18 protein-coding genes, 1 tRNA gene, 2 pseudogenes and 1 CRISPR repeat array are annotated in these 26,692 nt (G+C 66.5%); of the genes and pseudogenes, 15 read left to right on the forward strand and 6 right to left on the reverse strand.

The window, feature by feature from the left end; genetic code table 11:
- Nucleotides 1-41 precede the first annotated feature (41 nt).
- The gene (locus G5C50_RS33230; RefSeq protein WP_165069992.1) at nucleotides 42-398 is read left to right on the forward strand and encodes an alcohol dehydrogenase catalytic domain-containing protein; all 357 of its coding nucleotides are present in this window, start codon (nucleotides 42-44) and stop codon (nucleotides 396-398) included.
- A gap of 150 nt (nucleotides 399-548) precedes the next feature.
- On the opposite strand, the pseudogene G5C50_RS33235 reads toward G5C50_RS33230, so the two are convergent.
- A pseudogene (locus tag G5C50_RS33235) lies at nucleotides 549-1,893 on the reverse strand (ISNCY family transposase).
- A 423-nt stretch (nucleotides 1,894-2,316) separates the two neighbouring features.
- Here G5C50_RS33235 and G5C50_RS32940 point away from each other — a divergent pair.
- The 9 genes and pseudogenes from G5C50_RS32940 to cas2 all read left to right on the forward strand — a co-directional run bounded on the left by G5C50_RS32940 (nucleotide 2,317) and on the right by cas2 (nucleotide 11,177).
- Entirely contained in the window at nucleotides 2,317-2,442 is a 126-nt protein-coding gene (locus G5C50_RS32940) for a hypothetical protein (RefSeq protein WP_255487496.1), read from the forward strand.
- A gap of 120 nt (nucleotides 2,443-2,562) precedes the next feature.
- A pseudogene (locus tag G5C50_RS33240) lies at nucleotides 2,563-2,739 on the forward strand (transposase); the annotation flags it as partial.
- 188 nt (nucleotides 2,740-2,927) lie between these two features.
- Nucleotides 2,928-5,177 carry a CRISPR-associated helicase Cas3' gene (gene cas3, locus G5C50_RS13200; protein WP_165070003.1) on the forward strand — a complete coding sequence of 750 codons (2,250 nt, stop codon included), beginning with the start codon at nucleotides 2,928-2,930 and terminating at the stop codon, nucleotides 5,175-5,177.
- 570 nt (nucleotides 5,178-5,747) lie between these two features.
- A complete protein-coding gene (gene cas5c / locus G5C50_RS13205; protein ID WP_165070006.1) occupies nucleotides 5,748-6,404 on the forward strand; it encodes a type I-C CRISPR-associated protein Cas5c in 657 nt (218 codons plus the stop codon).
- Nucleotides 6,401-8,179, forward strand: coding sequence for a type I-C CRISPR-associated protein Cas8c/Csd1 (cas8c, locus tag G5C50_RS13210; protein WP_165070009.1), 1,779 nt, complete (start codon nucleotides 6,401-6,403; stop codon nucleotides 8,177-8,179). Before cas5c ends, cas8c begins: the two co-directional genes overlap by 4 nt.
- The gene (gene cas7c, locus G5C50_RS13215; RefSeq protein ID WP_165070012.1) at nucleotides 8,172-9,116 is read left to right on the forward strand and encodes a type I-C CRISPR-associated protein Cas7/Csd2; all 945 of its coding nucleotides are present in this window, start codon (nucleotides 8,172-8,174) and stop codon (nucleotides 9,114-9,116) included. Before cas8c ends, cas7c begins: the two co-directional genes overlap by 8 nt.
- Nucleotides 9,117-9,119: 3 nt before the next feature.
- A complete protein-coding gene (gene cas4, locus G5C50_RS13220; RefSeq protein WP_165070015.1) occupies nucleotides 9,120-9,767 on the forward strand; it encodes a CRISPR-associated protein Cas4 in 648 nt (215 codons plus the stop codon).
- Nucleotides 9,764-10,807, forward strand: coding sequence for a type I-C CRISPR-associated endonuclease Cas1c (cas1c, locus tag G5C50_RS13225; RefSeq protein WP_165070018.1), 1,044 nt, complete (start codon nucleotides 9,764-9,766; stop codon nucleotides 10,805-10,807). Before cas4 ends, cas1c begins: the two co-directional genes overlap by 4 nt.
- Before the next feature lie 79 nt (nucleotides 10,808-10,886).
- Nucleotides 10,887-11,177, forward strand: a complete 291-nt coding sequence (cas2, locus tag G5C50_RS13230) for a CRISPR-associated endonuclease Cas2 (protein ID WP_165070022.1) — start codon at nucleotides 10,887-10,889, stop codon at nucleotides 11,175-11,177.
- Nucleotides 11,178-11,354: 177 nt separating this feature from the next.
- A CRISPR array of direct repeats spans nucleotides 11,355-14,785; the repeat unit is 32 nt; unit sequence GTCGCCCCCCATGCGGGGGCGTGGATTGAAAC.
- A gap of 405 nt (nucleotides 14,786-15,190) precedes the next feature.
- Here cas2 and G5C50_RS32315 read toward each other — a convergent pair.
- The 5 genes from G5C50_RS32315 to G5C50_RS13255 form a co-directional block, all read right to left on the reverse strand.
- Entirely contained in the window at nucleotides 15,191-15,748 is a 558-nt protein-coding gene (locus tag G5C50_RS32315; RefSeq protein ID WP_206107683.1) for a hypothetical protein, read from the reverse strand.
- Nucleotides 15,748-16,728: a hypothetical protein gene (locus G5C50_RS13240; protein ID WP_206107684.1), complete on the reverse strand. Its 981-nt coding sequence runs from the start codon at nucleotides 16,726-16,728 to the stop codon at nucleotides 15,748-15,750. Before G5C50_RS13240 ends, G5C50_RS32315 begins: the two co-directional genes overlap by 1 nt.
- Nucleotides 16,729-16,811: 83 nt before the next feature.
- Nucleotides 16,812-18,305 carry an AAA family ATPase gene (locus G5C50_RS13245; RefSeq protein WP_165070025.1) on the reverse strand — a complete coding sequence of 498 codons (1,494 nt, stop codon included), beginning with the start codon at nucleotides 18,303-18,305 and terminating at the stop codon, nucleotides 16,812-16,814.
- Between the two features lie 115 nt (nucleotides 18,306-18,420).
- Nucleotides 18,421-18,615 (reverse strand): DUF2997 domain-containing protein, encoded by a 195-nt coding sequence (locus G5C50_RS13250; RefSeq protein ID WP_165070028.1) that lies wholly within the window; start codon nucleotides 18,613-18,615, stop codon nucleotides 18,421-18,423.
- A complete protein-coding gene (locus G5C50_RS13255; protein ID WP_165070031.1) occupies nucleotides 18,612-18,980 on the reverse strand; it encodes a DUF1257 domain-containing protein in 369 nt (122 codons plus the stop codon). Before G5C50_RS13255 ends, G5C50_RS13250 begins: the two co-directional genes overlap by 4 nt.
- 87 nt (nucleotides 18,981-19,067) lie before the next feature.
- On the opposite strand from G5C50_RS13255, the gene G5C50_RS32945 reads away from it, so the two are divergent.
- The 5 genes from G5C50_RS32945 (at nucleotide 19,068) to G5C50_RS13275 (ending at nucleotide 26,671) form a co-directional block, all read left to right on the forward strand.
- Nucleotides 19,068-19,190, forward strand: coding sequence for a hypothetical protein (locus G5C50_RS32945; protein WP_255487497.1), 123 nt, complete (start codon nucleotides 19,068-19,070; stop codon nucleotides 19,188-19,190).
- Between the two features lie 404 nt (nucleotides 19,191-19,594).
- Nucleotides 19,595-19,682, forward strand: a tRNA-Ser gene (locus tag G5C50_RS13260).
- A 358-nt stretch (nucleotides 19,683-20,040) separates the two neighbouring features.
- A complete protein-coding gene (gene nhaA, locus G5C50_RS13265; RefSeq protein WP_165070034.1) occupies nucleotides 20,041-21,762 on the forward strand; it encodes a Na+/H+ antiporter NhaA in 1,722 nt (573 codons plus the stop codon).
- 305 nt (nucleotides 21,763-22,067) lie between these two features.
- Complete coding sequence (locus G5C50_RS13270; protein ID WP_165070037.1) at nucleotides 22,068-23,207, forward strand: efflux RND transporter periplasmic adaptor subunit; 1,140 nt, start codon at nucleotides 22,068-22,070, stop codon at nucleotides 23,205-23,207.
- Nucleotides 23,204-26,671 carry an efflux RND transporter permease subunit gene (locus G5C50_RS13275; RefSeq protein ID WP_165070040.1) on the forward strand — a complete coding sequence of 1,156 codons (3,468 nt, stop codon included), beginning with the start codon at nucleotides 23,204-23,206 and terminating at the stop codon, nucleotides 26,669-26,671. The genes G5C50_RS13270 and G5C50_RS13275 overlap by 4 nt, the downstream gene beginning before the upstream one ends.
- Nucleotides 26,672-26,692: the final 21 nt, after the last annotated feature.

Consider the following 26,692-nt stretch of genomic DNA (forward strand, 5'->3'; position numbering starts at 1 on the left):
CCGCCTCCGGGCGTGTCTGACGTCCCTGCTCTGCATCGCCCATGCCTGCTCCTCTCTCGCGCAGGAGAGGCGAGTCCCTGCCAAGGGATACGCCGCTTTCTCGCGGGACGGCAGCTTCGCTCCCCCACGAGTTCGCTCGGCGGGCCTTAGGCGACGGGGACGTGCTCATCAACGCTGGGGTCTGCCACAGCGACCTGCACGAGGCCCGAGGCGATTGGAACGAGAAGACATATCCGGATATGCGTGGTCATGAGATCGCCGAGCGGATCTCGCGCATTGGCGTAGGCATGACGAAATTCAAGCACGGCGACCTCGCAGGCGTCGGCTGCATGGTGAATTCGTGCGGCTATGCTACAGTTGTGCATCGTCGCAGGACTCTTGCGCCGCGATTTCGGTAGTGGCACTCCTTGTCGTGCTGCTGGTGCTCCCGCCGCCACAGCGACCAGGCCAGGGCCCGCTCCGGCGGCGTCAGGCGGGCCCAGATCAGCCACAGCAACAGCACTCGGACTTCCGGCACTGTCAACGGGATCAGTCGCGGCTCCCCTTTTCTAGGGCGGCAAAACCCGCTTGATGAGCGAGTCCTCAAGCGACCTGGGGTGGGGTTCCGGGTCACGGCGGAAGCGACGACCCGACGTCCGGACGGCCTGCCTACGTCCCAGGCGGTCACGCTTGTCCCGCCACGCCGAGACGTCGGACACGATCAGGTCCGCCACGTCGCAGCACCGGAACAGGCCCGCCCAGTAGCTCCGAGTGGCCTTGTGGAAGTGGTCGAACGCACCGGCTAGCGAACCCAGCGGCCCGCGGCACCGGGCCAACGCGGCGATCAGCCCCGGTGCCGACGCCGCACTGCCGCGGGACTCGCCCCCTTGTGTCGGCTAGGATCGCGCCGAACCGGCGGACCCAGCCGAACGCCGTCCTCATCTCCGGCTACGTCATCTCGGTCGTCTCCAGCTCCTTGGCCAGGATCGCCCGCAGCAGCGTCTGCTCCTTCGGAAGCCCCTTTTAGCACCGATTCGGTCGAGGCTGTCGGCGACCTTCGCCAGCCGATCCCTCAGCTCAGGCCCGAAGCCTTCAGCGGCGGGCGGCCGTCGTCGGTCAGGGCCGATCGCACTGTGGCGCAGTAGCCGCCGACCGCCTCGGCCTCAGCGTCGTCGCGGCCCTCGACCTTCCGCTCGATCGGCCGCACGCCGCGCACCTTCTTCTTGAGCTGGACCTTGGCGTGGTGGTCGGCCTCGTAGATCGGCAGGGCCACCTCGCGCAGGTCGTGGAAGTGGCAGAGCTGGTGGTGGACGCCGTCGAGGGCTTCGGCCACGGCCTTGCGGATCGACGTCTGACTGTCGGAGACCACCGCAGCGATCGGACTTCGCCCAGGGCTCCCTTCACCTCGGTCATCAGCTTCGCCAGGTCGGCCGGCGTCCAGGACAGCTGGCTCGGGGCCAGGAGGACTTCGCTGCTGAGCACGTCGCGGATCAACCAGAGGACCTCGTGGCCGACGTCGGGCTGCAGGCCGTCGATCACCAGGATCACCCGCCCGGCCTCGGCCGTGATCCGCCGGAGGCGGCTGACATCCGAGGAGGACAGGGCCAGCAGCTCGTCGTAGCAGTTCAGCAGGTTGCCGACGCTCCGCACACAGATCGGGACGCTGCGGCGGACCAGCTCGGCGTGGATCTCGGGCACGCTGCGGTGCTCGGCATGCCGCAGGCGGCCGACCGCGGCGATGACGTCAAGTCCGAACTCGTGCTGCGGCAGGGCATAGCGGCCCTCCTGCTCGGGGCGGAGGCAGGCCCGATGCCGGGGGCAATCGGTGTTGCGACAACTGCGGATCTGGAGCCGCAGCAGCACAGAGCCGTCCAGAGTGACGACGGTCCGGCGGGTGGTGGCGGCCGACCACAGCGGCCCGGAGCAGGCCGGGCAGTCGCGCGTGTGGGCAGGCGGATCAAGAGTCTGTTCGGGGCCTCGCCACCCTGGAAACGAACAGAGTGGGCGGCATCTATCGAAAATGGCCGAAAGGCCGAGGCCGCCCAGCTCGCCTTCGCATCCCCGGGGATCGTAGAAACAGGCAGGGCCGGAGAATGAATAACGCTATTCACATTCCACGGTTGGTTGAACCGTCGGGGCCATCGGATGTCGAAGCTTCAAGTCGGTTCACGACAACCCCTCGGTCTGTCATCGCCTTATCCTCCCACGGGCAATTCTGGCAAGCCGCCGTGTTTCCATCACCGGCAGGAGCGCTCCGATCGGCGCGAAGCAGTCGGTCTACTACGGTTGTAATTTGGTTTTGGGCCTCCTACCATTTCGTCGCAAGGAGGCCGAGAGATGCCCGATATCCCAACCGCCGCGGACGTTCGCGATTGGGCTGTGGAGCTGCAGGCGATCGAGCGGCTGATCGCTCATCGATTCCCACGGCAAGAGCCTCAGGAGCGGGCCGCGGCCTACCTGTGAGGGTTGCTCTCCGTCGTCGAACGCAACAACGGTTGGCAGTTCGCCGAGTCGGCCGGCGACGAGAACCCCTACGGCGTTCAGCATCTCCTCGGCCGCGCCGACTGAGAGGCTGATCGGGTCCGCGACGATCTGGTCGCCTACGTCCAGGTCCACCTGACCGGCCTCCGCAGGCTGCTGATCGTCGACGAGACGGGGTTACTCGAGAAGGGCGTCAAGTCGGCTGGGGTCCAGCGGCAGTATTCCGGGTCCGCCGGTCGGATCGAGAACTGCCAGGTCAAGGTCTTCCCGGCCTTCGCGGGCCTGGTGCCGATCCAGCCGACTCGCCATCCGAAGGCGATGCGACCTAGTCCCCGTCTCGATGGCCCTTTCGTGCAGGCCGTGAGGCGGCTTGCGATCGGGTGACAACTGGATAGGCTGGCGTCCTTCGGATTTGTCGGAGCTCAGAGATAGGCTTTCATTCGAATATTTTAGGAAGGCTTAATCGCGTGTACTACGCACATACAGCGAAGGATCGTGACTGGGAGCCACTTAGGGAACATCTCGTTGAAACGGCGGATCGGGCGGAGGGATTCGCCTCGGCGTTCCATTCGGGGCCGTTGGCGAGACATGCCGGCCTCTGGCACGACCTCGGGAAATACAGCGAGGCGTTTCAGGCCTATCTGAAGCTAAGCGCGAGCCTCGGCGACGAGGTCCACCAATCCGACTTGCGGGGGACGGTCGACCACTCGACCGCCGGCGCCCAACATGCCGCCAAGCACGGGCCTGTAGGTCGGCTCCTGGCCTACTGCATCGCGGGGCACCACGCGGGTTTGCCCGACGGCGAAGGTGAAACAGTGTCATGCCTCAGGGGCCGGTTGGGCAAGGTGATCGAGCCGATCGAGGCGGCACCGGCTGACCTCAAGGAATTGGGCCGGTTGCCTATCCGCCCACTACAGACCAAGCACGACAGGGAGAAGCCTTTCGCCCTGGCCTTCTACACGCGGATGCTCTTCTCCTGCCTGGTCGACGCCGATTTCCTGGCCACGGAGAAATACCTCGACCCCGATCGCTCCGAACACCGGGTGGACGGGGCAACTTGCAACCAGTTACGCGAGAGACTCGATCGTTATCTCGCCGAAAAGGTCAACGACGCCACCCACGTCAACCGTCGACGCGCGGAGGTCCTGGACGCCTGCCGCGCGAAGGCGTCGCAGCCCCCGGGCTTTTTCTCGCTGAACGTCCCCACGGGAGGGGGCAAGACTCTTTCTTCGCTCGCCTTCGCCCTTAGGCACGCCGAGGAGCACGACCTGCGTCGGGTCGTCTATGCGATCCCGTTCACGAGCATCATCGAGCAGACGGCCGACGTCTTTCGCGAGGCGCTGGGCGACGAGGTGCTCGAGCACCACAGCAGCCTCGAACCCGACGATCCGGCCCGGCAGACCGTCCGCTCTCGACTGGCCGCCGAGAACTTCGACGCCTCGCTGATCGTCACGACGAACGTCCAGCTCTTCGAGTCCCTCTTCGCCTCCCGCACCTCGCGCTGTCGGAAGCTCCACCGCCTGGCGAAGAGCGTCATCATCCTTGATGAGGCCCAGACCCTCCCCCCCAAGTTGCTCGCCCCGACGCTCGCCGCGCTCCGGGAACTCGTCGTCAACTACGGGTCGACCGTGGTCCTCTGCACGGCCACCCAGCCGGCGATCGAGCACCGCGAGTCCTTCCCCATCGGCCTCGAATGCGTCCGCCCCATCATCGACGATCCCCACGCCCTCCACCGCGACCTGCGTCGAACCTCCGTCGAGATGGCGGGTGAGCTGACTGTGGAAGAACTGGCCGCTCGCTTGGAGGAGGAGAAGCAGGCCCTCTGCATCGTCAACTCGCGTCGCCACGCCGCCGCGATCTTCCAGGCCCTCGACGACCCCAACGCCCTCCACCTGAGCGCCTCGATGTGCGCCGCGCACCGATCGGAGGTGGTCAGGGAGATCCGAAGGCGTCTGAGTCGGTGCCCCGACGAACCGTGCCTGGTCGTCTCGACCCAGGTGATCGAGGCCGGCGTCGACGTGGACTTCCCGACCGTCTACCGCGCCGCCGCCGGGCTGGATTCGATCGCCCAGGCGGCCGGTCGCTGCAACCGCGAAGGCAAGCTCACCGGCCCAGACGATCTGGCACGCCTCGGCCGCGTCGTGGTCTTCGACTACGACGCCAAGTCCTTCCGGACCGTCCCGCTCATCGAACGCGCCGCCTGCCGCTTCCACGAGGTCGCGCCCGATCACGCCAACGACCTGCTCGCCCCCGAGGCGATCGAGGCTTACTTCGGCCTCCACTACTGGAACATCGGTGGCGATCTCGGTCAGGGCTGGGACAAGGGAGCCGAGGACCGGAGCGTCATGGAATGCTTCTCCCTCGACCGCTCCGTCGGCCTTCGCGCTCAGTTCCGCGAGGCTTCCTCCGCTTATCGGCTCATTGACGACGCCCAGACGCCGATCCTCGTCCCGTTCGGCGAGCAGGGCAAGCATCTAATCGAACGGCTCGAATCCCTTCCCGAAGCCCCCGACCCGAAGGATCTTCGCGCCTTCGACCGAAGGGCGCAGCGCTACACGGTCGGTGTGTTCGATCGCGACCTGTGGAAGCTGGATCAAAACCACGTCCTCCTCGAACGCCATGGGCGATTTTATCTGGGCAATCCTGGGGCATATAACGAGCAACTGGGCCTGGACTACAAAGTGCTCGGCCTGGATGCGGAAGCTCTGGTTATCTGATGCGGAATCACCTCCAGATCCGGGAAATGTGGTGGGAGGTCTCGTCCTCCCACCACAGACGCACCACTGCTATTCGCAACCCGTCACGTGTTTCAATCCACACCCGGTGAGGGTGACGCAAGCAATCGGCGGAATTCGAAGCGGGGCCTCTTGCCTCCGATCGCGACTAATCATATCCTGAACCAGCCAGAACATAAACTCATTCACGTGGCGGGTAGCGAAATCACTTTTTTGCTCGGAGGGTCAGCATGAGTGCACGTCTTCTCAAGATAGCGACCGAACTCTTGCGCGAGCTCAAAACCCCATTGGATCGACTTCCGTACACCGCAGAGTTCGAGCCGATTTACGCGCAGTTTCTCCAACGTGCTGGGGCGGATCTGTCGCGACACGACGTTTGGTGGGCGCTACTCCACTCGCGTAAGCGGGGAGACGGACGCTCCTCCGATGGTCGTGGGCGTATGCGCGCTGGTCGGCCTGGACCGAGCGTGGCCAAGGCTTGAATCCTTCACCGCCGAGGCCGCCAGCCGTTTGGCGGCCTCCACCAATAACTCTGACCACCAGGGTGGCTTCATGAGTGTTCGTCTTCGCGTTTGGGCGGGGCTCGGCTGCTTCACACGCCCCGAGATGAAGGTGGAGCGCGCTAGCTATGATGTAATCACGCCGTCGGCCGCCCGTGGTGTCATCGAGGCGATCTACTGGAAGCCAGAGATTCGCTGGGTAGTCACTCGGATTCACGTCCTCAAGCCAATCCGTTTCACATCACTCCGACGCAACGAGGTCGCGAGTAAGATCCCGGCGACGACAGCGGCGTCGGCGATGAAGGCCGGGAAAGGTCGTCTCGGCACGTATGTCGAGGAGGACCGGCAGCAGCGCGCGGCGACGATCCTCCGCGACGTCGACTACGTCATCGAGGCCCACTTCCAGATCCTGAGCGGCGAGGACAACCCGGCGAAGCATCTCGATCAGTTCAACCGGCGCGCCCGCGAGGGCCGGTGTTGGAGCCGGCCTTTCCTCGGCTGCCGAGAGTTCCCGGCGAGTTTCGCCCTGGTCGAGGAAGGTGAGGCCCTCCCCGCGGTTCCCGACGAATTGAAGGTAGAGCGCGATCTCGGGTTCATGCTCCACGACATCGACTTCAACGACGGAATGACGCCGCGGTTCTTCCGCGCCGTGCTTCGCGACGGTGTGATCGACGTCCCCCCCTTCGACTCGGAGGAGGTCCGCCGATGAACCAGGCCGCACCCGCCAGTGGTCTGCTCCCCGCCCTGATCGCCTACTATCATCGACTCGAAGCCGACCCGAATGCGGTGGTCGCCGATTTCGGGTTCAGCATCGAAAAGATCCACGCCCAGGTCGTGCTGGAGCCCGACGGCTCGCTTTTCGGTTTCGAGGACGTTCGGGAAGAGGTCCAGCGCGGCAAGAAGAAGACCACCGTCCCCAGGTCGATCCTCGTCCCCGATGGCGGCGGGCGAGCCGGCACCGGCATGAAGCCGTTCTTCTGCTGGGACAACACCGGGTACGCCCTCGGCCGAGACACCAAGGGAAACCCTTCCCGAGCCGCCGAGATGTTCGCGGCCTTCCGCGACCTGCACCATTCGTTCCGCGACGAACTCTCCGACGACGTGGGCTTTGCCGCGCTCTGTCGATTCCTCGACGGCTGGGAGCCCGCCAGGGCCGCGGCGTTGCCGAACTGGGAAGAACTCGCCGGTCTCAACGTCGTCTTCAGACTCCGAGGGCGGGCGGGCTACGTCCACCAGAGCGAGAAAGTCAAGGCGGCCTGGCTGCGCCGATCGGCAAGCGACGCCGAGGCCGACCCCAGGCTGACCGGCCTCTCCCTGGTCTCAGGCGAGCGCGACGAACTTGCTCGGCTCCACCCGTCGATCAGCGGAGTCGCCGGCGCGAACACGACGGGGGCGGCGATTGTCTCGTTCAACCTCAATGCGTTCGAGAGCTACGGCAAGTCCCAGAGCTACAACGCGCCGGTCGGCGTTCGCGACGCCTTCCGTTACACCACGGCGTTGAACCGCCTCCTCGCCGACGACTCGCGGCGGGTCCGCATCGGCGACGCCACGGTCGTCTTCTGGTCCGATCGGGAGACGGCGGCGGATGCCGAGTCGGTGTTCACGGCCTTCTTCGCCGACGGTTTCAATGTGGAGGATCCGGCCGAACATAAAGCGACCGTTGAGCGGGTCGAGGGTTTCTTGAAAGCCGCCCAGCAAGTTCGACTCGGCGACGCGATCACCGACCCCGAGGCCCCGTTCTACGTCCTCGGCCTCTCGCCCAACGCGAGTCGGCTTAACGTCCGCTACTGGCTCGTCGGTACCGTCCATCAGTTCGCCGAGCGATTGGCGACACATGTCAAGCAACTGGACATGATCGGTGCGCGGCAGAACGACCCGCTTTTCATCCGCCGGTTGTTGCTTGAGTCGGCCCGTGAGCCGAAGGACATTCCCCCACAACTGGCCGGGGAGTTCGCACGAGCCGTCCTGAGTGGGCTCCGCTACCCACAGGCGATGTTCGGCGCGATCATCCGCCGTATCCGCGCTGACGCTCGGATCAATCACCCCCGGGCCGCGATCCTTAAGGCCTTCTTGATCCGCAACTTCGATTTGGAGGTCCCCGTGGCACTCGATAAAAACCATCCGGACGAGGCGTACCAACTCGGACGACTGTTCGCGACCCTGGAGAAGACGCAGGAGGATGCGACCGACGGGAAGCTCAACACCACCATCAAGGATCGCTTCTTCGGCTCGGCCGCCGCCACGCCCGCCAGCGTCTTCCCGAGGCTCTTGCAGCTTCATCATCACCACATGAGGAACCTCGAACACGAGGGCCACCGTATCGCGCGCGGCAAACTGCTGGGCGAGATCGTGGGGCGCATCGCCTCATTCCCCAGGCACCAGCCCCTCGAACGTCAGGGGCTCTTCTACATCGGCTACTACCACCAGCGTCAGGACTTCTTCACCCCTAAGTCCGCGAACGACAAGGACATGACCAATGAGTGACGCCCTCTCCCACCGATACGACATCGTCTACTTCTTTGACATCACCGACGGCAACCCGAACGGCGATCCCGATTCCGGCAACCTACCCCGACTCGACCCGGAGACTGGCCAGGGCCTGGTCACCGACGTCTGCCTGAAGCGGAAGATCCGCAACTTCGTCGGTCTCACCCACGGCGAGCAGCCGCCGTTCGAGATCTACGTCAAGGAGAAGGCCGTCCTCAACCAGCAGCACGAGCGAGCGTACTCGGCGCTGAAGCTGGACGCCAAGAAACGCTCGGCCAAGGGGAAGGACAAGGCCGAGGAGGACCGTCGGCTGACCCGTTGGATGTGCGACAACTTCTTCGACATCCGGACCTTCGGGGCCGTCATGACAACCGAGGTCAACTGCGGCCAGGTCCGCGGCCCGATCCAGTTCGGCATCGCGCGCTCGCTCCACCCGATCATCACCCACGAGCACGCCGTCACGCGATGCGCCGTGACGACCCCCGCCGAGGCCGAGAAGCAGGACGGCGGCAACCGCACCATGGGCCGCAAGTTCACGGTGCCCTACGGCCTCTACCGGGTCCACGCCTTCGTCAATGCGAACCTCGCCAGCGGGTCAAACGGGACCGGTTTCTCCGAGGCCGACCTGGAGCTTTTCAAGCGGGCGCTCGACCAGATGTTCGAGAACGACAAATCCGCCGCCAGGGCCAATATGAAGCCCGTGGCGTGCGTCGCCTTCCGCCACGAGAGCCCGCTCGGCAACGCCCGCTCGGACAAGCTCTTCGCCCGAGTCCAATGCGGCGTCAAGCCGGGCGTCCAGCCCCTCCCCGGCGACTCGGAGACGTCGGTCGACGAGGGCCGACCCCCGCGGTCGTTCGACGATTATGTCCTGACGGTCGACGAGGGCGGCCTCCCCCAGGGCGTGACCGTCGAGCGCTGGGTCGACTGGACCTGAGCCATGCCATACTCCGAGACCGACCTGCTGCCGATCTCCGCCCTCCAGCACCTGCTGTACTGCGAACGGCAGTGCGCGTTGATCCACGTCGAGCGGCAGTGGGCGGAAAACCGGGAGACGGCCCAGGGGAACATCCTCCACAAGAAGGCCCACGGCGGGAAGTCGACCACGAGGCCCGAGGGGCGTTCCCTTCGGGCCTTGCCGCTGCGGTCGCTCGCACTGGGACTCTTCGGTGTGGCCGACGTCGTTCAGTGCCGGCCGGGCGAGCCGCCGGTCCCCGTCGAGTACAAGCGGGGACGTCCCAAGAAGAACGACTGCGACCGCGTCCAGCTCTGCGCGCAGGCCCTATGCCTTGAGGAGATGACGGGCCAGCCCGTCCCGCTCGGTGAGTTGTTCTACGGCAAGACGCGACGTCGCGTCGCCGTCGAGACGTCGCCGGGACTGCGTCGCGTGACGGCCGAGGCGGCGGCCCGGCTCCACGAGCTGATCCGCGACGGTCGCACGCCAACAGCTGAGCCCGGACCGAAATGCGAACGCTGCTCGTTGCGGGAATTGTGCCTCCCCCACCTCGGCCGACGCGGTTCCGCCCGATCGGCATTCGACCGGCTGCTCGACTCCGTAGTCGCCGCCGAGGAGGAAAACAGTCGATGAAGACCCACCTCAACACTCTGTACGTCACGACCCAGGGCTCGTACCTCGCCAAGCAAGGGCTGACGGTGCAGGTCCGGATCGACGGCAAGCCCCGGGCCCAACTTCCGCTGCACAACCTTGAGGGGATCGTCTGCTTCGGCCGCGTCGGCTGCTCGCCCGCGCTGATGGGCGCCTGCGCCGATCAGGGGGTCGCGATCTCATTCCTCACGGAACGGGGCCGTTACCTGGCGTCGGTACGCGGAGCCTCTCACGGGAACGTCCTGGTGAGGCGACGGCAGTATCGGCTGGCCGACGACCCCTCGACAGCCCTCGACGTCGCACGTCGGATCGTCCTGTCCAAGGTGGCGAACTCACGAAGCGTGCTCCTCCGCGCGGCTCGGGACGCCGAGGGCGCGGCGAATCGCGTCGCGGAGCTTCAAGCCGCCGCCAACCGCCTGTCGGCCTCGGTTCACGAACTCCGCGGAGCGACGTCGCTCGACTCCATCCGCGGCCTCGAGGGAGAGGCGGCCACGCATTACTTCGGAGCCTTCAACGCCCTGCTCAGCAACGCCCCCGCGAGTGACACTTTTCGATTCACTCGGCGGAGCCGCCGCCCGCCGCTGGATCCGATCAACGCCCTGATCTCGTTTCTGTACACCCTGCTGCTTCACGACGCCCGATCCGCCTGCGAGGCCGTCGGCCTCGACCCCTGCGTGGGCTTCCTCCACGCCGACCGGCCGGGCAAGCCCAGCCTAGCTCTCGACTTGATGGAGGAACTCCGAGCGTACGTCGCCGATCGCCTCGCCTACTCCCTGATCAACCGACGTCAGGTCTCCGCCGACGGCTTCAAACTCCTCGATAACGGGGCGATCGAGATGACCGACGCGACGCGCAAGGCCGTCCTCGTCGCTTACCAGGAGCGCAAACGCGACCCACTGACGCACCCCTTTCTCGCCGAGAAGACCGTCGTCGGCATGCTCCCCCACCTCCAGGCTCTCCTCCTCGTCCGCTGGATCCGCGGCGACCTCGACGCCTACCCGCCTTTCCTCTGGAAAGGTTGACGGGGCGCCGCGACCGTCGACCACGACCCGCCTGCTCGTTTCTCAGCCGGGACGGCCTTGCCTCAAGTCGGAGCCCTTCATGTACGTCCTCGTGACTTACGACGTTCAGACGACCTCGCCCGACGGCAAGCGACGACTGCGACGCCTGGCCCGAGCCTGCCTCGACTACGGCCAACGCGTACAGCTCTCCGTGTTCGAGCTCAAGCTCGACCCCGCCCTTTGGGCCAGTTGCCGCGAACGCCTCCTCTCCATCATCGACCCCGAGCATGACAGTCTTCGGGTCTATCATCTGGGCTCCCGCTGGGAAGGCCTGGTCGAGCACCACGGAGCCAAGCCCGGCTTCGATCTCGAAGGGCCCCTGATTCTCTGACGCGGACGCCAAGCGCGCACCAAATCCCGGGACGGTTCGCGGCCCTCGTAAACCTCTTTGGCAATACGGCTTGCAGAGTTTGCATGACCCTTTCGTAAGGCTTGAGAGTCGCCTTAGGTGCTGGTTCGCGAAATCCAGCACTTAAGGAGCAAGCTCAAGAGCACTTAGAATAGCGGAGTCGCCCCCCATGCGGGGGCGTGGATTGAAACATCACCCACGAGTACTTCGTCGACGAGATCGAGAGTCGCCCCCCATGCGGGGGCGTGGATTGAAACTGCAACCGGGGTTCGAGCTGCGAGAGGCGGCGGGTCGCCCCCCATGCGGGGGCGTGGATTGAAACCTCCGGGGGACGGGGAGGCGAGGGATGAAGTTCAGTCGCCCCCCATGCGGGGGCGTGGATTGAAACTTTGCACAGATCGAGTATGGGGTGGGGCTCAAGTCGCCCCCCATGCGGGGGCGTGGATTGAAACGTGAAGAGGAGTGCTAGGGCGCAGCGAGCCTTCACGTCGCCCCCCATGCGGGGGCGTGGATTGAAACTCACGCAGCTCCTTGGCCGTGATGTGGCCGACGGTCGCCCCCCATGCGGGGGCGTGGATTGAAACCAGGCTCCTGAGTTGTAGAACCGCTTGGAATCTTGGTCGCCCCCCATGCGGGGGCGTGGATTGAAACCTCGAAGGTCGCTGCGAGCACACCCGCAAGGCGTAGTCGCCCCCCATGCGGGGGCGTGGATTGAAACTTACGTACGCCAACCCTGCCTTTCATCACGTCTCGGTCGCCCCCCATGCGGGGGCGTGGATTGAAACAAACTGACCGAGGCCAAGGCCCTGGGCGTCCCCCAGGTCGCCCCCCATGCGGGGGCGTGGATTGAAACTCGCCGTGCGAGTGGCGAAGCCTGGACGGCCTGGTGTCGCCCCCCATGCGGGGGCGTGGATTGAAACCCAGCCAAATCCAAGGTCGTCTCAGCCTCCCAGCGGGTCGCCCCCCATGCGGGGGCGTGGATTGAAACGCTGACGGCACGTCCTTTAGGATCGCCAGTGCTGGTCGCCCCCCATGCGGGGGCGTGGATTGAAACACCATGCGGAGGTCGATCGCCCGAATCCGCTTCAGTCGCCCCCCATGCGGGGGCGTGGATTGAAACTTAGTACGGGTGTCCTAAAGCATGGCGAGTTGAGTCGCCCCCCATGCGGGGGCGTGGATTGAAACCTCGACAACTGAGACAGATCCGACTCCGCCGACGTCGCCCCCCATGCGGGGGCGTGGATTGAAACGTCTGATGCCCTATATGCCACCCCCGGCACAATGTCGCCCCCCATGCGGGGGCGTGGATTGAAACCTCGCCACCGGCCGCACCGGGAGCACGCTGACCGTCGCCCCCCATGCGGGGGCGTGGATTGAAACATGGCTTCGCAAAGCGCGAAGTAATAGCCCTCCATGTCGCCCCCCATGCGGGGGCGTGGATTGAAACGCGATGTCCCCAAGGGCTTCGTCGCCGATGGAGCCGTCGCCCCCCATGCGGGGGCGTGGATTGAAACCAGTGAGCATGCTGTGTGATGTCAGACGGTCAGAGCGTCGCCCCCCATGCGGGGGCGTGGATTGAAACTCATGCACGCGGACAACCTGAAGCTCATGCCGAGTCGCCCCCCATGCGGGGGCGTGGATTGAAACCTCAAGCAGTCCTTGATTGTGCCGGCGGCGGCCCTGGTCGCCCCCCATGCGGGGGCGTGGATTGAAACGAGATGGTACAACAAACACTCCCTGGAGGCGAAGCGTCGCCCCCCATGCGGGGGCGTGGATTGAAACCACCGGGCTTACACCGGCGATGGCTACGTTCACGACGTCGCCCCCCATGCGGGGGCGTGGATTGAAACTACGGCCGAGCGGCGAGCGTCACTGAATGGCTGCTGTCGCCCCCCATGCGGGGGCGTGGATTGAAACCATCGGAGGCAGTCTCACGCTGGCCCCGGGGACGTCGCCCCCCATGCGGGGGCGTGGATTGAAACCTATGGTGGATATGGTGCATGGCATGGAAAACGAGTCGCCCCCCATGCGGGGGCGTGGATTGAAACCTTGGTCAACCCGTTGAGCCACAGCCAGAGTCGAGTCGCCCCCCATGCGGGGGCGTGGATTGAAACCGTGGATTCCGAAGGCGTCTGCCCCGTGGCGATTCGTCGCCCCCCATGCGGGGGCGTGGATTGAAACGTTTGGTTTCCTCGCCAACGGGCCGCTCCCACATGGTCGCCCCCCATGCGGGGGCGTGGATTGAAACGTGTTGTCCGAGCCGTTGACGGCCCCGCTGGTGGAGTCGCCCCCCATGCGGGGGCGTGGATTGAAACTCACGTCTGGGGCCAGTCGTCCATGACAACCGCGTCGCCCCCCATGCGGGGGCGTGGATTGAAACACGAACGTCGCGGCCGACTGTCGCAAATACGCCGAGGTCGCCCCCCATGCGGGGGCGTGGATTGAAACGACTCGTTCGACGGACTTGATGGGGTTTGTGACTGTCGCCCCCCATGCGGGGGCGTGGATTGAAACCGCAATGGCTTTCGCGATCTTCCTGGCGTCGGCTTGTCGCCCCCCATGCGGGGGCGTGGATTGAAACGGCTTCCCCACGGTGGCCGTCGACACCCACGCCGGGTCGCCCCCCATGCGGGGGCGTGGATTGAAACCCAACGGTCGACTTCTCAAGCGACACCCCCCTTCGTCGTCGCCCCCCATGCGGGGGCGTGGATTGAAACGCTCTGGGCTCGCGGGCGAGGCGGAGCCCCTCCGCGTCGCCCCCCATGCGGGGGCGTGGATTGAAACCGTATCCCGGTTCACCGAGGACGCGAGGGTAACAAGTCGCCCCCCATGCGGGGGCGTGGATTGAAACGTCTCGGCCTCGATCGACTCGACCGGCGCGACGGGCGTCGCCCCCCATGCGGGGGCGTGGATTGAAACCGCTCCACCCTGGCGACTCACCGGACCTTATCTGGTCGCCCCCCATGCGGGGGCGTGGATTGAAACCATCCAGTACCAGCCTGGTTCAGTCGGAAGCCCTTGTCGCCCCCCATGCGGGGGCGTGGATTGAAACCAGTATGGACCCAACCCCGACTCCAACAACGGCCAGTCGCCCCCCATGCGGGGGCGTGGATTGAAACTCGCTGCGTGGCGGGGAGACAACGCGGATGACGGGTCGCCCCCCATGCGGGGGCGTGGATTGAAACTTTGACGAGGGGCGGGACTACGTAGAAATGCCCTTGTCGCCCCCCATGCGGGGGCGTGGATTGAAACGCAGTTGGTGCAGTTGATCCCATCGGGCCAACTGACGTCGCCCCCCATGCGGGGGCGTGGATTGAAACTGCCTCCCGAACGTCAGCGTCAGTCCGGCTACCTATGTCGCCCCCCATGCGGGGGCGTGGATTGAAACGAGCCGCCGACCTGCTGCCGGTTCAACTCGCGGAGTCGCCCCCCATGCGGGGGCGTGGATTGAAACGCTCGGAGCCGATGAACACGGCCTGGCCATAAGGGGTCGCCCCCCATGCGGGGGCGTGGATTGAAACGGCGAACGATTCCGCTCCCCATTCGGCGGGAGATGTCGTCGCCCCCCATGCGGGGGCGTGGATTGAAACCGCTCGTGGGGGCGATCGCGTCGAAGCGGCCGGAGTGTCGCCCCCATCGAGTGGCGGGAGCAATCGGCGGGTCGCCGATCCGCCTGGTTCCTCCTCACGCGACACGTCGGAGTAGGACCGCAGCTTCGGAAGTCGAACTCGGCCCGGACCTCGCAGGGCGGCCGCAAGATCCGCGCGGGGGCCAACGGGCCGATTCGTGGGAGAGCCTGACGCTCCGCTCACACCGCCCCAGCCCGAACCGAGGAAGGCCTTCTGACAGCCAGACGAAGGCGATCGGAGAATCGAACGCCGTGATCCATCAGGCGACGCGGAACCGCGGCCCTCCTCTGGGGCCGGCCCACGGCTAAAGAGAAGTGCAGTCGCCCCCGCCGCGACCAGAAGTCGCGGCGGGGGCGGTCTTGGAGATCAGCGTCTGCTGGGTCTCGGACGGATGTTGCCGGCGACGACGCTGCAGGCAACGAAGCCCGCCATCGCCAGGATGAAAACGAGCCAGCTGCCGCAGGCGCCACCGACGACGGCGGCGAGCAGCAGGCAGCCGTTGAAGTACGCGAGGTTTAGTTTGGTTCGGGCGTTCAAGCTACGTGGCCTCCTCCGCAAGAAGTGGATCTTCGGACCGCTCGCCGCACCGGTCGAGGCGGGGAAGTTCCGGCGACGGCCGAATCGAGAAAATGAATAACCGTATTCATCTGAGCGTGCTGAAACGGACTCAAAGACTGCTCGGCCGACTGAAGCTAGCCAGTCTCGTTCGATCCAGGCGACTTCGGCTTCCAGGGCCTGGACCCGGCGATCGAAAGGGCCCAGGATCGGGCCGCCGACGGGAGACAGGTCGGCCGCCCAGCGACCATGGGCGTCGGGCTCCACGAAGCTTGCGCGAGCGATCGCGAGCCGGCCCAAGGCGGCGAGTTCCAGCGCCTCGTCATAGATGCAGCGCACACGGCCGCGAGGGTCCACGAGGAGTCGCATCACGAGCCCTCCGAGGCGGCGGCCTGCCGCAGGATCCGACGCCGAGGGCGATCGATCATCAGGTGATCGAGGGCCGCCTGGACCTGGACCAGCTGACGGGCCACTCGTTCGCGTAGGTCCGACGCCTCGCGGAGGTCATGGGCCGCGATCCCCCGCACGGCTTGACGCGCCCTCTCGACCAGCTCGTCGAGCTGGGCGTCGCCTTGGACGTTGAGTTCGCGGAAGCGGTCGAAAAACGTCGTCAGGTTGTCGACGACCGAGTCGCGGAAGACCTTGGGCCGGCCGTCGTCGCCGACGCCTTCGAGCCGCTCGACGAGACGTTCCACAAGCCGGGCGAATTCCTCGGTGAAAGCACGCTCGGCGAGCGTCACCGCTTCCGCGAACCGCGACTCCATCCGCACCCTCTCCCGCTCATAGAGCGCCGGCGAGAGCCGCAGCAGGTAGTCGGGAGGGGCGACCGAAGGGAAGTCGCAGGTCACGGCGAAGAGCCCGACGAGCGTAGGCGGGTAGTCGGCAGGGTCGTAGAGCGAGCCCAACCGCTCGGCCGCCGCGCCACGCAATGCGTCGTAGCGGCGGTCGAGCTCCGCCACGGCGTCGTCCAGCTCCAGTCGGAAGTCGGCGATTCGCCGGGCGAATTCGTCCACGCGATCGCGGCGGATCAGCCGCACGCCGGGCTCGGGGAACGGCAGCGAGGACTCGCGCCAGTACGAACGAATCCGCCCTCGCACCGCGGTTACGGCCCGGAAGGCGGGATGTTTCACGTCCAGCAGCCGCTTGCCGGCGCTGAGGAAGCCGCCCTCGGCGGCGAAGGCCTCGGCGGCCCGATCGCGCTGCGACGGGGTGAGGGCCTTCTTCGTGCCCAGCCAGGTGAAGGAAACGCGCGCGGCCGCTGTCTCCTCTCGAAGTCGCCGGGCGGGCCCTGCGAGATCGTCCGGCGAAGTCGCCGCGGGAGGGATCATGACGTCGATCAAGGTGCTCATCGATCCTCCTGAGAAATGAGAAAGGGCGACGGACTGCATGACCCGTCGCCCTGGTGAAACATTCATGGAATCACAAGTGCCGATCAGTTGTTCGACGGGTCGCCGCGGCGGACGCTCCGGCGAGGGCCGTCGGCCGGGCCGAGACGCGAGTAGACGCCGGGCCGATCGGCGGCCAGGCAGCGGCCGGCGGCCCACGACCGCAGCCGCTCGATCGACTCGCCGGCCGAGGTGGCGACCGGCACGACGTGCCGCGCCGCCTCGACGAGCGGCGAGTCCAACAGGGCCGCCAGCCGGCAGCAGGACCGGATCTCGGCCCCCGTCCAATCGGCGTCGCGAGGACGCCGCTGCGAGCGATCGAGGTCGAAACGGCCGAGGTGCAGCTCCCAGATCGCCTCCCGCTCGCGTGACGAGGGAAGGTCGAGGAAGTAGACCGCGTCGAACCTCTCGGCGCGGCTGAACTCCGTCGGCAGGCGCGAGACGTCATTCGCGGTGCAGACCACGAAGGCGTCGCTCTCGTGGTCGGCCAGCCAGGTCAACAACGCGCCGAACAAACGAGTCGAGACGCCGCCGTCGGACCGCCCGCCGGACTCGACGCCGGCGAGCGCCTTCTCGACCTCGTCGATCATCAGGACGCACGGCGACATCGCGTCGACGAGTCGCAAGACCTGGCGGACGTTGGCCTCCGTCGCGCCGACGAGCGAGCCCATCAACGCCCCGACGTCCAGGGACAGCGTCGGCCGGCCGGTCTCGTTGCCGAGGGCCCTGGCCAGCGCGCTCTTGCCAGAGCCCGGAGGCCCGAGCAGGAGGACGCCGCGGGGTCGGACGCCCTCCGGCCGCCCTGCCCGCAGCGCCCTCGAGCAGAACGACTTGAGGGCCTCCAGTCCGCCGAGGTCGGCGAACGTCTCGCCGCCGCGGTGCAGGTCCAGCAGGCCCGACTTCTTCAACATGCCGCCCTTGATCTCCCACAGCGGCTCCGCGGCCAGCCGACCGTGACGTACGAGCGACAGGCTGAACGCCCCCTCGGCCTCGTGTCGGGTGAAGCCGGCCGCGGCGTCCAGCACGCGATCCCAATCGTCGCCCTCGGGGATCTCGCCCGGCTCAACGGCGATCGAGCGTGCGATCGCCTCGAGTTGGTCGCGGCCGGGAAGGTCGTGCTCCAGCACGACGAACTGCTTCTCCAGCTCGACGGGGATCTGCACGACCGGCGACAACACGACCACGAACGTCCGGGCCTGCTTGCCCGCGCAGATCCGGGAGTCCAGGGCCTGGACGACTTCAGGGCTGCCCAGGAACCGATGGAAGTTGAGCAGGATCAGCAGCCCCGCCCCGTCGGGGGCGGCCATCGCGTCCAGGGCCCGGATCGCCGCCAGCGGATCGCCCGCGTCGACGGGCGTCGGCTCCCCCGCCCCGCCGAAGGCTCGCAAGCCGCGGTCGACGTCCCAGGCGGCCAACGACCATCCGTGCCCGCGGCAGGCGGCCGCGATCTCGGCCAGGGCGTCCTCATGCTCGAACGATCGAATCCACAATCCCGTGAAGCAGGCGCGCACGTACTCCACGAGGGCCTCCGAAAGACCCATCTTCGCCTCCGTCGTTGTTGAAGTTTTGAAGGACCGTGAAGCGGCGTCCGGCGAGGCCCTTCGCGCCGCCTCGATGATCGGCGGCCGGTCGCCTCGTCGAGCTGGACTCCGCCGCTCAGCGGGACTGCCGCTGTTCCGCCTCGATCGTCGCGTCGCGGTGGTAATCCGAGGTGAGCGTCTCGGCGGTCCGCCGTCCGAGGGCCTCCTCGACGAATCGACTCGCCTCGCGACACCCCGAGCCGGCGAAGCCCTTGGTCCTCACAGTCGTCTCGCCCTTGGGCCCGACGATGATTTCGACGACTCGACTCAATCCCCACCCCCGACCGCGACGGTCAGCAAGATCGAGCCGTCGGCCAGCGTCTTCTCGACGACCGAGTGCCCGCGGCGGCGGGCCTCGATCCGTGCCTTCTCCACGGCGTAGGCCTGCAGCAGCCGGTCGAGTTGGATTTGGTCGCCCCAGGCCCCGCCGTAATCGTCGAAGCGGATGCGGCCCGTGGTCGTCTCCGCCGCCACCGGGTAGACCCAACCGGGCAGCCTCACCAGCAGCCCGACCACGTCGCCCGAGTACAGCCTGGCCGTGCCGAACGTCGGCTCGGGCAGCCCCAACCGCCGACACGCCGCCGCGACCGCGGCCGGGTCGCGGACCTCCGTCGCGATCGTCACCACGTGACTCATGCTTCGTCCTCCGAGGCGAGCCGCCGCGTCGCGAAAAGCCGGAACCGCCCGGCCTTCTGCAACGGCTAATCCCGCCTCCGAGGATCTATGACGCGTTTTCGAGCCGAATTCAGCGCCGCCGCCCGCGCCCGCGATCACTCGCCGGGCGTCCCGGCGCGAGGCGCTCTCGGAATCGGCGGCTGCACGGTCCGATGGGGATTGGGGGCCTGACTCCGAGATCGATCGGGTTGGGAACCACGACTCGCGAGCCGGATGCAGAGGCCTCGAAATCCGCGACCGAACAGGTCGCGGGGAAGTCGCCTACTTCCGGTGAGCGGTTCAATTTTCATGCACGCGAGCCTAAATTGGAGCTCTCAAGCTCGAGAAACGGATTCGCTCCCGGGTGAATATGCCACGCGGATCGGGGCGGCGATCCTCACCCGGAGGGGAATTCGTCCGACCCGACTTCCCCGAGGGCGCCTGAATCTAGCCAAGCGTGCCGCATCTCTGCTAAGATCCCTAGATCGGTTCCCGACCGATCTTAGCCAAGAACCTTAGCCAGGCCGATTTAGCCAGAAAAACTGCCGATCTGGAATTGACGCAAGGCGGGACGGTTATTATCGTTAGGAATACCTGGAGAGGTGACCGAGAGGCCGAAGGTGCGGCACTGGAAATGCCGTGTACGCTAACCCCGTACCGAGGGTTCGAATCCCTCCCTCTCCGCTGAATTCGATTCTTTGCAAGGGCTTACGTCTTTCAGAGGCGAGCCCTTGGATTTTCGACCTGTTAACTGCTGCACTCGTTCGGCCCACCTATGGTTAACAGCGTCTTCCCCCTTCCCCGCCGCATCTCTGAGAACGAGCTCTATCTGAAGCTCTTCATCACCAATGGCGGCGGCTGGTGACTCGGTCTCGTTTCGAGGCTTGCCTGCGCCGCTGTCGCCCGAGCTGAGCCTCGTTCACGCTGTTTCGGCCACCATCGGAACCGCCTCGCCCCTGGACGAAGACGTCCCCGCACGGGGTCGCCGTCCGTCGAGACGACATCCGCCCGAGGCACCCTGAGACTCCGGAGGGACGACCCCTTGCCGCCACAACAATCGGCCGACGCCAGCCAGCCCGTATCGAATCGGATGCGTAAGGATTTCACCTCCATCCTCCTCGGTCAGACCGTCGAGCAGGCGCTGAATTTGTTGCGTCGCAATCCGAATGGAGACGCGGTCGTCTATTTCTACGTCATCGACGAGGAAGGCCGGCTGCGGGGCGTCGTACCGACCAGACGGCTGATCCTCAGCCCTCCGGACGCCCCGGTGACGGACATCATGCTCAAGGACCCGATCGCCGTATCCGAATCGGCGACCGTTCGGGAAGCCTGCGAGCTTTTCCTCCGGTACCGCCTCCTGGCGTTCCCAGTCGTGGACGAGGAGCAACGGCTCCGCGGCGTCGTGGACGTCGACCTTTACACCCGCGAGTTGGAACGGCCGGAAGGTCCGACAGTGGTCGGCCGGCTGGTGCAGCCGTTCGTCCGGTTCATGCACATCGAGTCGTCCGGCGGGCTCGTGCTGCTGGCCGCCACGGCGATCGCGCTCGCCCTGGCGAACTCCCCCTTTGCGGAACGCGTTCATGAGTTCTGGGAAACACCGGCCGGGGTGACGTTCGGAAGCTTCGAACTCATCGAGCCGCTGCTGCATTGGGTCAACGACGGCCTGATGACCCTCTTCTTCTTCGTCGTTGGGCTGGAGATCAAGCGCGAGCTTGTCTCCGGGGAGTTAGCCGATCCAAGGAAGGCCCTGCTGCCGATCGTCGCCGCCTTCGGAGGTATGGTCGTACCGGCGCTCGTCTATTCGATCGTGCTCTGGGGACGGTCCGGGAGGGAGGGATGGGGCGTGCCGATGGCCACGGACATTGCGTTCGTGGTCGGCTTTCTGACGCTGCTCGGCCCGCGCGTCCCGAACGGCCTGAAAGTCATGCTCCTGAGCCTGGCCATCGCCGACGACATCGGTGCCGTGCTCGTTATCGCGGCCGCCTACAGTGGGCCGATCGCCCGCGAGCCCATCGCCCTGGCCGGCGCGGGGTTCCTGCTGATCCTCCTCCTGCGATGGCTGGGGGCGCGGAACGTCGTGACTTACACCGTCGTTGGGGTAGGGATCTGGTACGCCGTCCTGAAATCGGGCGTCCATCCGACCGTGGCGGGAGTTGTGCTCGGCCTGCTGACGCCGGCTCGCCCGCTGATGAACCGAGGCGTCCTCATCGACGCCGTCGGCGATCTTTACAACCGTATCCGCGGCATCAAGGAAGGGGAGCCGCAGGAAGCCCCCGAAGTATCGTCCCCCGCCGAGCGGCTGGAGCATGCGCTGCATCCGTGGGTCGCGTTCGTCATCATGCCGGTTTTCGCTCTGGCCAACGCGGGCGTCTCTGCCGAACCCAGTGCACTGACGACGCCCGTGGCTCTGGCGGTCGCGGCCGGCCTGGCGATCGGCAAGCCGATTGGGATCGTGTTGTTCAGCTGGCTGTCCGTCCGGATCGGCCTGACCCGGCTTCCCCTCGGAGTCGACTGGCGCATGATGATCGGGGCGGGCTGTCTCGGAGGCATCGGCTTCACGATGTCGTTCTTCATCGCCGGCCTCGCCCTTCAGGGGGAACTGCTGGACGATGCGAAGATCGGCATCCTCGTGGGCTCCGGGCTCAGCGCGATGCTCGGTTGCTTGCTGCTGATCAGGGCGTTGCAACGTTCCGGCGGCGACTCAGGCTCTCTGCATCGCGAAGCGCCGGTCGGCCCTTCAGAGGCGGTGGCTTCGGGCGTTTGACGCCAGGCCCGAACCTCTCTCGGGGGGCCCAGCGGCCGACAGCGATGATCCGTGATCCTGCAAGGACTCGACGTCGGTCTCCGGGGCGACGCAACGACCGGGCGGACCGCGCCGGCGTCGCCTTGGGGCGAAACGACGCCTCCTCAGCCGCGTCGTCGTCGTCAGGCCGTCTCGCCCCGAGGCCTTTGTGTTGACTAATCAACCGTTATGGCATATAGTTGTTTTCGGCGAAGTCGGGTGTTCTCGGGAGGAATCGGCCTCTCGAAGGAATCGCCCAGGAGTCTGTGACGATGAAGAGGTGAACGATGACCTCCGCGTCGAGAGGGGCGGCCGATCGGGGCCGGCGCTACAAACGGGTGTTCTTGACGGCGACGCTCGCGACGGCGTTCACGATCGGGGTGGCGGTCCTGATGATGGAGCTGGCCGGCGTCTTCGAGCCGAAGGTCAAGGTCGGGACGTCGCCGTATGCGGCGGCGCCGCCGGCGCCGACCGGGTCGGAGGTGGCGGCGGTGAAACGGGTCCGTCGGCCCCGCCGAGAGTCGGCCGTCGGGACCGTCCGCGCCGTTCACGAGGCGGTAGTCGGTTCCAAGATTCTCGCGCGGGTCGAGGAGGTCCGTGTGAAGGCGGGCCAGGACGTCAAGCAGGGGGACGTGCTGGTCGTTCTGGACAAGGCGGATCTCCAGTCCCGGCTGCAGCAGGCTCTCGCCGAGGAGGCGGCGGCCGAGGCCAAGTACAACCAGTCGGAAGTCGAGCTGGGGCGGGTTCGGCGGCTCCGAGCCCGAGAGGCGAGCACGCAGAGCGAGCTCGACCAGGCGGCCACATCCCAGCAGACGGCCAAGGCCGAGCGCGACCGCGCCCACCGGGCGGTGGAGGAGGCCCGGATCATGGAGTCGTACGCCACGGTGCTCGCACCGATCGCGGGGCGAATCGTGGACAAGCAGGTCAACGCCGGCGACACCGTCAGCCCTGGACAGGCGCTGGTAACCATGTACGACCCGACCCGGATGCAGATGATCGCCACGGTGCGCGAGTCGCTCGCCGTGCATTTGAGCCCCGGGCAGGAACTGGCCGCGCGGCTGGACACGCTCGACGTGGAATGTCACGCGACGGTCAGCGAGATCGTTCCCGAGGCCCAGGCCGAGAGTCGGTCCTTTCAGGTCAAGGTGACCGGTCCGTGTCCGCCCAACGTCTACAGCGGCATGTTCGGCCGGATCTTCATCCCCCTGGAGGATGAGGAGGTTCTGGTTCTGCCGTCTGCGGCCGTCCGTCGGGTCGGCCAGCTCGACGAGGTGGACGTCGTCGAGGACGGCCGAGTCAATCGCAGGGTCGTTCAACTGGGCCGCACCCTCGGCGAGGGCCGGGAGGTCCTCTCCGGGCTGAAGGAAGGGGAATCGGTCGTTCTCCTCAGGGGCGATGCCGCCCACAAGGCCGGGGGTGGATCATGAGCCGAGGAGATTCCGACGAGGCGCGCCAGGACGCCGCCGAGCCGAAGCGGCACGACCTGCTCAACGGGATAGTCCACGTCTTCCTCGACAACAACTTCTCGCTGATCCTGATCGTCGTCTCGGTCCTGATCGGCGTCGCGGCCCTGCTGGTCACGGCACGAGAAGAGGACCCGCAGATCGTCGTGCCGCTGGCCGACGTGCTGGTCAGCATGCCTGGCTTCTCCGCTGAACAGGTCGAGCAACTGGCGGCGACGCCCCTGGAGAAGGTTCTCTATCAGATCGACGGCGTGGAATACGTTTACAGCACGTCCAGGGAGAACCAGGCCGTCATCACGGTCCGGTTCTACGTTGGGCAGGACCGCGAGCGGAGCCTGGTGAAGCTCTTCAAGAAGCTCGACGAGAACCAGGACGTGATTCCAGCCGGCGTTGCAGGGTGGGTCGTCAAGCCGGTCGAGATCGACGACGTGCCGATCGTTACGCTGACGTTGACGGGGGGCGAAGGGGACGGGTACACACTCCGTCGCGTTGGCGAGGAAGTGGTTCAGCGCCTGTCGGCGCTTCCGGGGGTGTCGCGGGCCTACACCGTCGGCGGCGAACCCCGGTCGATCCGGATCGACCTCGACCCGGAACGGCTCCAGGCTTACGCGCTGAGCCCCCTGGAGGTTCAGAAGGCCCTGCAGGGGGCCAACGTCACCCGCCCCGCCGGCGAGTTCACGCGGGACGATGCGGTCGTTCACGTCGACGCCGGCGTGGCGGTGGATCGTCCGGAACGACTCAATGAACTGGTCGTGGGAGTCTTCCAGGATCGGCCGGTCTTCCTCCGAGACGTGGCCGCCGTGCGCGACGGCCCCGCCGAGGCGACTAGCTACGTCCGGCACGGCTGGGGGCCGGCCCGGGGCTTCGAGGCGCCGGAGGGTTTTCCCGGCGAGGTCATCGGCGAGGACGAAGGCTCGCAGGATTCTCACCCGGTCGCAGGGGGCTCGCGGCCGGCGGTCACCCTGGCCGTCGCCAAGCAGAAGGGGACCAACGCGGTCGGCATCGCCGAATCCGTCCTCGAAGCCGCCAGGACGCTACGGGCCGAGGTCATCCCGACGGACATGCAACTGATCGTCACCCGAAACTCGGGCCTGACGGCCGACGAGAAGGTCAACGAGCTGGTCGAGGGCTTGTGGGTGGCGATCGCGATCGTGATCGCCCTGTTGACCCTGAGCCTGGGCTGGCGCGAGGCAGTGATCGTCGCGGTCGCGGTGCCGGTGGTCTTCGGACTGACGCTCGGGGTCAACCTGCTCTTCGGCTACACCATCAACCGAGTGACGCTGTTCGCTCTGATCCTCTCGCTGGGCCTCCTGGTCGACGACCCGATCGTCGACGTGGAGAACATCGCGCGGCACTTCGCGATGCGCGGCCGGGCGACGAAGGACATCGTGCTGGAGGCCGTGGCCGAGATCCGGCCCCCCCTGATCAGCGCCACGCTGGCGGTGATCGTGAGCTTCCTGCCGATGTTCTTCATCACCGGGATGATGGGCCCGTACATGGGCCCCATGGCTCTGAACGTCCCGGTCGCGATGCTGATGTCGATGGTCGTCGCGTTCACGATCACGCCCTGGCTCTCGTACCAGTTGCTTCACAAGAAGCATGGAGCGGACGGAGCGGCGGCCAACGGTCACTCGGACGAGGACGACGTCGAGGCGATTCGGGCGACGCTCCTCTATCGGTTCTTCCGGCCGCTGATGGCCCCGCTGATCAGCTCCCGGCTGGCCGCGCTGACGTTTCTGACGCTGATCGCGCTGTTGACCGCGGCAGCAGCCGGCCTTGCGGCCCTGCGCGTCGTGCCGCTGAAGATGCTCCCCTACGACAACAAGAACGAATTGCTCCTGGTGGTCGACTTCGACGAAGGGACGACGCTCGAACGGGCCGATGCGGCGGTCGTCGACCTGGAGGCCGAGCTGGCCAGGGTCCCCGAGGTCGTCCAGTACGTGAGCTACGTCGGGACCCCCAGTCCGATGGACTTCAACGGCCTGGTGCGGCATTACTACCTGCGGCAGGCCCCGCACAACGCCGAGATCCGGGTGAACCTCGTGGGCAAGAAGCACCGCGAGGCGCAGAGCCACGCGATCGCCCTGCGGCTCCACGACGGCCTGACCGAGCGGGCGGAACGGCACGGCGCGCGGCTGAAGATCGTCGAGCTTCCGCCCGGCCCACCGGTGCTCTCTTCATTGGTGGCGGAGGTCGCCGGCCGACCCGACCAATCGTACGACGATCTCGTGGCGGCGGCCGGCGTCGTCGCCAGGCGGCTGGCCGTCGAGCCGGGAGTCGCCGAAGTGGATGACACGGTCGAGGCGCCGGCGCGGAAGCTGGTGTTCGTGACCGATCAGGAGAAGGCGGCGTTGAACGGGGTGTCGGTCGATGAGATCGCCCGAACGCTCCAGGTCGTCCTCTCCGGAGGCGACGGCGGGACGGTCCGCGTCCCCGGCGAACGGAACCCTCTGCGGATCGAGGTCCGCCTGCCGCGGCCGATCCGCTCCAGCCGGTACGACCTGGCGGTCGTCCGGGTTAAGGGCCGGTCGGGGCATTTCACTCCGCTCTCGGAGCTGGGCCGCTGGGAGGAAACGCGCGTCGATCAGTCGATCTACCACAAGAACCTGGAGCGCGTGGTCTACGTCACCGCCGAGACGCTTGGCAGGACGCCCGCGGAATGCGTCCTCGACGTGACCTTCGACCAGCAGTTGGACGGATCGTCCGCGCCGGACGCGTCGTGGCGGTCTCCGGGGGGATGGGTCGCCGAGGCTTCTCCGCGTCCGCTGGCGGAGCGGACGTTCATCCACAACGGCGGCGGCGTGGGCTGGTCCGTCCCCGAGGGAACCCGCGTCGGATTTCGCGGCGAGGGGGAATGGAAGATCACGATCGACGTCTTCCGCGACCTGGGGATCGCCTTCGGCGCGGCGATGGCGATGATCTACGTGATCCTCGTCATGCAGACCGGATCGTTCCTGATCCCGATCGTCGTGATGCTGGCCATTCCCCTGACGGTTCTCGGCGTGATGCCGGGGTTTTGGCTGCTGAACGCGATGAACGGACAGGTCGTCGGCGGTCACGCAGACCCGGTCTTGTTCACCGCGACGGCCATGATCGGCATGATCGCCCTGGCGGGCATCGTGACCCGAGACGCCATCATCCTGGTCGACTTCATCGGCCAGTCGGTGAAGAAGGGGCGGCCCCTGTTCGACGCGATCATGGAAAGCCGCGTGGTACGGATGCGGCCGATCTTACTAACCGCCGGCGCGGCGATGCTCTCCAGCATCCCCATCACGCTCGACCCGATTTTCTCCGGTTTGGCGTGGTCGTTGATCTTCGGGCTCTTCGCCTCGACGATCTTCACGCTCTTCGTGATTCCCGTGACCTACTGGCTCCTCCACTCGGGCGATTCGGGCCGCGACGCCGCGGATCTCGAACCGGCTGCGTGACCCGCCGACGGCGCGCGACGC

The organism is Paludisphaera rhizosphaerae, assembly GCF_011065895.1.
Taxonomy (GTDB): Bacteria; Planctomycetota; Planctomycetia; order Isosphaerales; family Isosphaeraceae; genus Paludisphaera; species Paludisphaera rhizosphaerae.